The 7,295-nt window shown below is 68.6% G+C and carries 7 protein-coding genes; 4 read left to right on the plus strand and 3 right to left on the minus strand.

The window, feature by feature from the left end; genetic code table 11:
* Positions 1–1,919, plus strand: a 1,919-nt coding sequence (locus VGT00_19605) for an HD domain-containing phosphohydrolase (protein HEV8533637.1), incomplete at its 5' end; no start/stop codon positions are given.
* A gap of 37 nt (positions 1,920–1,956) precedes the next feature.
* Here VGT00_19605 and VGT00_19610 read toward each other — a convergent pair.
* From VGT00_19610 to VGT00_19620, 3 genes are all read right to left on the minus strand, one after another.
* Entirely contained in the window at positions 1,957–2,208 is a 252-nt protein-coding gene (locus VGT00_19610; protein ID HEV8533638.1) for a hypothetical protein, read from the minus strand.
* Positions 2,209–2,275: 67 nt separating this feature from the next.
* Positions 2,276–2,902, minus strand: coding sequence for a transcriptional repressor LexA (lexA, locus tag VGT00_19615; protein ID HEV8533639.1), 627 nt, complete (start codon positions 2,900–2,902; stop codon positions 2,276–2,278).
* 134 nt (positions 2,903–3,036) lie between these two features.
* Positions 3,037–3,531 carry a twin-arginine translocase TatA/TatE family subunit gene (locus tag VGT00_19620; protein HEV8533640.1) on the minus strand — a complete coding sequence of 165 codons (495 nt, stop codon included), beginning with the start codon at positions 3,529–3,531 and terminating at the stop codon, positions 3,037–3,039.
* A 311-nt stretch (positions 3,532–3,842) separates the two neighbouring features.
* Between VGT00_19620 and VGT00_19625 the strand changes: the two genes are divergently transcribed.
* The 3 genes from VGT00_19625 to VGT00_19635 form a co-directional block, all read left to right on the plus strand.
* The gene (locus VGT00_19625; GenBank protein ID HEV8533641.1) at positions 3,843–6,104 is read left to right on the plus strand and encodes a FecR family protein; all 2,262 of its coding nucleotides are present in this window, start codon (positions 3,843–3,845) and stop codon (positions 6,102–6,104) included.
* Positions 6,105–6,211: 107 nt separating this feature from the next.
* Positions 6,212–6,661, plus strand: coding sequence for a hypothetical protein (locus VGT00_19630; GenBank protein ID HEV8533642.1), 450 nt, complete (start codon positions 6,212–6,214; stop codon positions 6,659–6,661).
* 340 nt (positions 6,662–7,001) lie between these two features.
* Positions 7,002–7,295, plus strand: a 294-nt coding sequence (locus tag VGT00_19635; GenBank protein HEV8533643.1) for a hypothetical protein, incomplete at its 3' end; no start/stop codon positions are given.

The raw sequence follows: 7,295 nt of genomic DNA on the forward strand, positions 1-7,295 counted from the left end.
CGGCCGCCCTGGTGGCCGCGCTGCCCGATGATTTCGAGGGGCGCGCCATGGCAGAGGGCGTCCCTCTGCCCTTGGCCGCCGACGAAACCGGCGTCCTTCTCGTGGACGTCGACAGCGACTCGCCGGAGCTCGTCGCCTCGCCGGGCATTCGCGCTCACGATGTGCCGGTCATCGCGCTGGCCGCCACGCCGCCTCTCGAGGCCGCGCTGCCCTCCGCGTGGTACGCCTGCCTGCGCAAGCCCGTGACCCGGCCGGTCCTCGAGCGCGTCCTCGCCCAGGCCCTCGACCACGCGCGCCTGCGCCGTGAGTCCGAGGACACGCGGCGACAGCTCGAGGAGCTCAACGAAATCGGCATCCGGCTCTCCGCCGAGCGGGACGTGGAGACGCTGCTGCGTCTCATTCTCTCGAGAGCGCGCGAGATCACGCACAGCGACGCCGGCTCGATCTATCTCGTGGAGGAGCCGGAAGGCGCCCCGCGACGCCTGCGCTTCGAGATCTCTCAGAACGACTCCGCGTCCGTCCCGCTCGGTGGGCCGGGCCCGGCCAGGCCGGCTGCGGCTCACGTGCCCATCAGCGACGAGAGCATCGCCGGCCACGTCGCCTTGACGGGAGAGATCGTCCACCTGGACGACGCCTATGTGCCGCCCCCCGGCGCGCGCTACCACATCAATACCGGCTTCGACAAGCACGCGGGCTACCGCACCAAGTCCATGCTCGTGGTGCCCATGAAGACTCCCTCAGACGAAGTCATCGGCGTGCTCCAGCTCATCAACTGCAAGCGTGACCACGCGCGGCGGTTCGCCTCCCCCGAAGAGATCGAGGCCGAAGCCCTGCCATATCCCGAGCGCTTCAAGAGCCTGGCCGCCTCCCTCGCCTCGCAGGCGGCGGTGGCCCTCCAGAACAGCCGGCACTACGAAAGCGTGCGCGCCCTCTTCGAGGGCTTTGTCAGCGCCTCCGTCAGCGCCATCGAGGCGCGGGACCCCACGACCTCGGGCCACTCCTTCCGCGTCGCCGATCTGACCGTGGCCCTGGCCGAAGCCGCTGACCGCGTCTCCACGGGCCCCTTCCGGAGCGTCCGCTTCACCCTCGACCAGATCCGCGAGATCCGCTATGCCTCGCTCCTCCACGACTTCGGCAAGGTCGGCGTGCGCGAGGAGGTCCTCGTCAAGGCCAAGAAGCTGGCCCCCCTGGGTCTCGAGCTGATCCGCCAGCGCTCCGAGATCCTGAAGCGCGGGCTGGAGCTCAAGTTCCTGCGCGGCAAGCTCGACTCCCTCCGAGGCGGGAGCGGTGACGGCTTCGAGGCCCGGGCCGACGAGTGGGACGCCGAGCTGGCCGCGCTCCTGGCGGAAATCGACACGCACATGAAGGCGGTGGCCGCCGCGAACGAGCCCACGGTCATGCCGGCCCAGACCGCGGCAGACCTTCGGAGCATCGCGGGCCGCGCCTTCGTGGACCACCTGGGTGACCGCCTGACCGTCATCACGCCCGCCGAGGCGGAGATCCTTTCGATCCCGCGCGGGAGCCTCACCCGGGATGAGTTCAAGCAGATCCAGTCGCATGTGCTCTACACCTACGAGTTCCTCAAGCGCATCCCGTGGACGAAGGAGCTGCGGGATGTGCCGACCATCGCCCGCTCCCATCACGAGAAGCTTGACGGCTCGGGCTATCCCGAAGGCTGGCGCGGCGCCGAGATCCCCATGCAGTCCCGGATGATGACCGTGTCGGACATCTTTGACGCGCTGACGGCGAGCGACCGGCCCTACAAGGCCGCCGTGCCGGTCGACCGCGCGCTGGACATTCTCGGTCAGGAGCGCAAGGCCGGCGCCATCGATGCCGACATCCTCGATCTTTTCGTCGAGTTGAAACCCTGGGAGGCGAGAAGGGGCAAGCTCGGGGCGGACAGTCGCTCCGCGCGCTGATCCCGCGGGCCCGCCACTCGCTCTGCCCGGCCAGCGCTCAGCCGCCGAGGAGCGTCAGGACCATGCCCCAGCCCACCATCCCGCCGAGCATGGCCACCGCCCCCAGCCAGTCGGCGAGCCGCGAGCGAGCCGCCCCCTGTTGAGTCGCATCGCGCAAAAAAATCGTCGCGGCCGCGCGTCGGGTGCCCGTGCGGCCGACGTAGATGCGGGGGCGCGGGCGCGCCGCGCGCCGAGTGGACCGTCGGTTTCGGCGTCTCGTCTTTGCCACCAGCATCTTCGCTGCCAGCATCTGAACCCTCCTTGCCTCCCTGTCCCTTCGTCTCGACAAACCTGGCGTCTCGAAAGACCTGGCCGCTCTATATGTCTCTGAACAGGCCCACGACCTTGCCAAGGATGCGGAAGTCGGCGCGCCGTGGATCCACGACGATGGGCTTCATGGTCGGATGCTCCGGCTTGAGCACGACCATGCCTCCCTCGGTGGCGAAGCGCTTGACCGTCGCATCCTGATCCACGAGGGCCGCCACGATGTCGCCCGCGATGGCCACGTCCTGCTTCCGCACGAGGACGAGGTCCCCATCGGCGATATGCGCCTCGATCATGCTGTCGCCCTTCACGCGCAGAGCAAAGACTTCGCCGCCCTTGGCCGCGAGCCACTCCGGCCGCACCGGGATGGTCTCTTCTCGGGTTTCCGCGGCGAAAATCGGCTGCCCGGCGGCGATCCGGCCGAGGACGGGAATCTCGCGCGAGGCGCGCCGGCTGTGACCGCGGTCGGTCAAGGTCAGTGTGCGCGACACGCGCTTGTCCGTTACGCGTCGCTGCAGCTCGCCCTTGCGCTCGAGGGCGCGGAGGTGATCGAAGGCCGCCCTGGGCGTGAAGCGAAAGCGCTCAGCGATCTCCCGCACCGTGGGTGGAGCGCCATGCTTGTCGGTGAAGCCCCGCATGAAGCTCAGCACCTCTTTTTGCCGATGTGTGAGCTCTTTCAATCCCTGCCCCCTCCATGGTTGCCTGTCTCGAAGGTTGCCTGGCTCGAGCGGTGACTCCTTCGAGGTGACGCGTGGCCAGACATCTACTCAACAGCATGATAGTCAACATCCGTTGAGTTAGGCAAGCAAAAAAATTAGGCTGGCTCCCAGGGCTCACAGGACGGGCACGCCATGAATCCCGCATCCTTGGCTTCGACCACCCGCTTGAAATAGACGCGGTCCACCTCGCCTATGCGCTTGACCCAGGTGCAGTCCCGCTGGTGGAAGAGTCTCGAACCCCGCTGAGCCACGTAGGCCTCGCCCGGGGGAGCTTCGGAGGCGGTCGGCGAGACGGCGTGAGGGTCCAGCGCCGAGTCGGGGAGGGCCTCGGTCCCTCCGGTGCCCGGCGCCGTCGCCTCGGTGGCGACCGTGGAAGTATCAACGGCGGTGCTGGCGGGCGCCGGGGGCGGGTCGGGCTCGTCGATCTGGAGATTGGTCCTGATGGTCGACTCGAATTCGGCGCTGGCGCGCCTGAACTCGCGCATCGCGCGCCCGAGCGAGCGGCCCAGCTGAGGCAGGTTTTTCGGACCGAACACGAGCAGAGCGATCACGAAGATGAGGACCAGCTCTTGGATGCCGATGTCAAACATGGTGGAGCCCTGATCATACCACCTTGATCTGGCCGTGGAGCGCCACGGGGCGACCTTCGACGCCACCGATGACCCCTGAGCGGAACGCGACGAGATTCTGACGGATTTTTGTCGGGGATGTCTGAATTTGTTTGTGCCCGTCTGGCCAAGGGGCTCCGCCACGCTCATCGCCCTAATGATTTCACGCCGTTGTTCAGCCAATGTTCAACCGTCCTCGTGGCAGGCGCCTTGCTTCCCCCTTTTAGCCGAGTCTATCGAGGCTCTTAGGTGGGCAGCCAACCAGAGGGCGGAGGCTCCATGGCGCGAACCAGATGCTGAGGCAGCACGGCAGCCTGTCGGTTGCCCTCGCCGTCTCGCTCGTCCTGGCTCCCTCCCCCGCCCGCGCCCAAGGGCTCGGAGTGGTGACCACACTCACGGGCACCGCCACGCTGGCCCGCGCCTCTCAGTCCCAGCCTCTCCGCTTCAGGGACACCGTCTTCGAGCACGACAAGATCGCCACTGCGGAGAAGTCCCTGGTTCGCGTGCTCCTCGGCGGCAAGGCCATCGTGACGATCCGGGAGCTCTCGGAGCTCACCGTCACCGAGGGCCACCGGAAATCCATCATCCAACTCTCCTCGGGCAAGATCGGCCTGGCCGTGGCACGCCAGCGCATGCAGCCCGGCGACGAGATCGAGGTGCGCACGCCCAATGCCGTGGCCGCCGTGCGGGGCACCGTCTTCGTCGTCGAGCTGATCCGGCCGGCCGCCGGCGGCCTTCCGCTCGTCACGAATGTTCACGTCGTCAAGGGCATCGTGGACGTCACTCCGATAAACGCCGCTCCGGGCACGCCGCCGAACCGCGTGGGGGCGGGTCAGAGCATTGGCGTCACCGGCAGCACGGCGGGCCCCCTCCAGCCCTTCTCACCCGCGGCCATGGGCGCGGTGTTTGGTGATCTGAGCGCGCGTGAGGCCGAGCATCCGCGTGGCGCCGACGCCGTCGCCCGGTTGGTGAGCGGCCCCGAGGGCCTGAAGGCCCGCGCGCTCGCGCTTGCTCTCTCCCCGGATCCGACACCTCAGCCGGTGGGCGCTCGAGGTGGCGAGAACCTCCCCGGCGGCGAGACCCAAGGGAGCGGCCCGCCGGACACCGCCGCCGACGTCTTCGGCATCGCTCAGCTCGCGGCCGCGGCGGAGGACACGGCCGGCGTGGGCGGTGGTAGCGGCGGCGGCGGAGCCGTCACCCAACCGCCCCTCGTGCCGCCCATCCCGACGCTGAACGTGGGGCCGTCAAGTCTGCCCCCGGCCCTCTACTCGTTCAACGGGGAAAGTCGGAAATTCGCCACCTCCCTCTACACCGTCGACAGCAAGAGCAAGGCGACGCTCGACGGCCGCCTCCTCGAAACCTCGGCGAGCACGCTCGCGTTCGGGGCGGCCATCGCGGACATCCAGGGCAGTCTCACGGGGACGGCGACGGTGGCGCTGCTGGGACTCGACACGAGCACCGTCACCGCCCCCGAGCTCGCGCATGTCTCGGGCGCCAAGGCCAAGGTAACCACGGGCGGCCCGCTCCTCGCGGCCACCAAGAGTGATCTGAGCGCCGACGGCGCGGCCTTTCTCGCCGTCGACGGCAAGGGAAGCCGTTTCACGAGCACCGCCAAGACCAGCCTCCTCGCCCTCGAGGGTGGCTCGCTCACCCTCGCCCCCGGCACCGAGGGCGTGGTCGTGGAGAAGTCGGGCAGGCTGAACCTCGCGAGCTCCCTCTGGACGGCCGAGAGCGCGCCGATTACCACGACTGGCTCGCTGCTCCGGGTCTCCACGGGCGGCCGCGTCACCACCGCCAAGTCGACCGACGAGCTCATCGAGCTCTCGGGCGGCGCCCACTCCATCGCGACCGGACGCGGTGAGGCCATCATCGAGCTCTCGGCCAAGCGCACGAAGAATGACGCCGACACGGGGCTCAAGCTCGCCACCCAGCGCCCGCTCACGAGCGCGGGTACGCTGCTCGACCTCGATGGGGCCACGGTGACCACGCGCGCGGTCCTCCGAGTCGACACCGCCCTCCTCGCGGCGAGCCTGCCCATCCTGAACATGCGCCGCGGCGCCCAGCTCACCGCGGCCAGCGGCCTGCTGGACCTCACGGCCAAGAGCAAGGTCACCAGCGCGGGCCCCATCACGGCCCTCGAGGCCAGCCGGCTCACTATCACGAATGGCGCCGCCTTCGCGCTTTCGGGCGGCAGCGCGCTCAAGGTCACGGGTGACCTGATCTCGCTCGGCAGTGGAAGCACCCTGACCCTCTTGTCGGGTCCGCTCGTGAGCCTCTCGGGCGGCTCGGTGCTCCAGGTATCGGGCGCGCTCGTGGCCTTCACCGGTACGGGCGGGAGCGTGCTCTCCGTGTCCAATAGCCTCTGCGGCGGCCCCTGCGCCCTTGTCGGCGGCATACCGGTCGCTTTCACGGGCGGGGCCACCGCGGCCAATGTTGTCATCGGCGGCGAGCCGGTCCGCAATCCCGCGTCGGGCACGATCAAGCTCGCCTCCCCCAGCACCGCCTTGATCGCCGTCGACGGCAAGAACACCAGGGTCGCCGTCGTCGGCAAGTGAGGCGATGTGACCTCTCGCGAGGACTAGGGCTCCTCGCGGCCGCTGCCGTCCTCCTTCCTGGTCACGCCTCCGCGCAGACCGCGAGGAGCCTGGGTACCGTCACCCGCGTGAGCGGGCACGTCACGGTGAGCCGCGGCGCGCCCGACAAGGTGGGCACCCTCGCGTTCAAGGACGCCGTCTTCGACCGCGACCGAATCGGCACGGGCGAACGATCCTCGGCGCGCCTCCTGTTGGGAGGGAAGGCGGTGGTAACGGTGCGGGAGCTTTCCTCTCTGGCCATCGCCGATCAGGCTGGCCTCGCCAGTCTCCATCTCGCCGGCGGCACCGTGGCCCTCGCCGTGGCCCGGCGGCGCATGCACGCCGAGGAAAGGGTCGAGCTCCACCTTCCGGGTGCGCGAGCATCGACGCGCGGTGCCGTACTCATCGCCGAAGCATCGCGGACGACGGACCCATGGTCTCGGCCATTCACGTCGTCTCGGGCCGCGTTGACGTTACTGACGGTGGCGGCACGCTGCTGCTCGCCGGCCATCAGAGCGTCACCATCACGGACGGGGTGATCGGGCCCATCACAACTCTCACTGACCAAGACTTGGAGCATCTCGGCGGGGACAGCAACGCTGATCGGCTCCGCCGTGCCGAATCCCCGAGCCGATTTTCGTCGAGCGCCGGCTGGCACATAGGGAAAATTTATCCCGCAGTGAAAGCAGAAGAAGCCAATAGTGTCATATCCGTGACAGGTGGGGGCATGCCGATCGGTTTCGAGCTGCCAAAAGGTTTCATCCTGCCCATCAGTCCGGCTCACGGAGCCAAGCCAGGAGTCACGACACCAGCTCTCGCCCGGTAAATCGCGATCCACCGCTTGCGCTCTCACGGTGAGCGCCATATCATCAGCAGGCAATGAGCTACTTCTCGCGCTTCGTCATCGCGATGGCTCTGCTGCTCTCCCCCACTCTGTCCTGGGCGCAGGCCGCGCCCGAGCTGGGGGTGGTGACGACGCTGCAGGGCCAGGCCAGCGTGGCCCGGGCCAGCGCGCCCGGGACGCTGCCGCTCAAGTTCAAGGACGCCGTGTTCGACCGGGATCGCATCCAGACGGGGGAGGAGTCCCTCGTCAAGGTGCTGATGGGCGGCAAGGCCATCGTGACCGTGCGCGAGCTGTCGGTGCTGACCATCACCGAGGAGCTGGGCAAGACG

The sequence above is a fragment of the Candidatus Methylomirabilota bacterium genome, from assembly GCA_036002485.1.
Taxonomy (GTDB): Bacteria; Methylomirabilota; Methylomirabilia; order Rokubacteriales; family CSP1-6; genus AR37.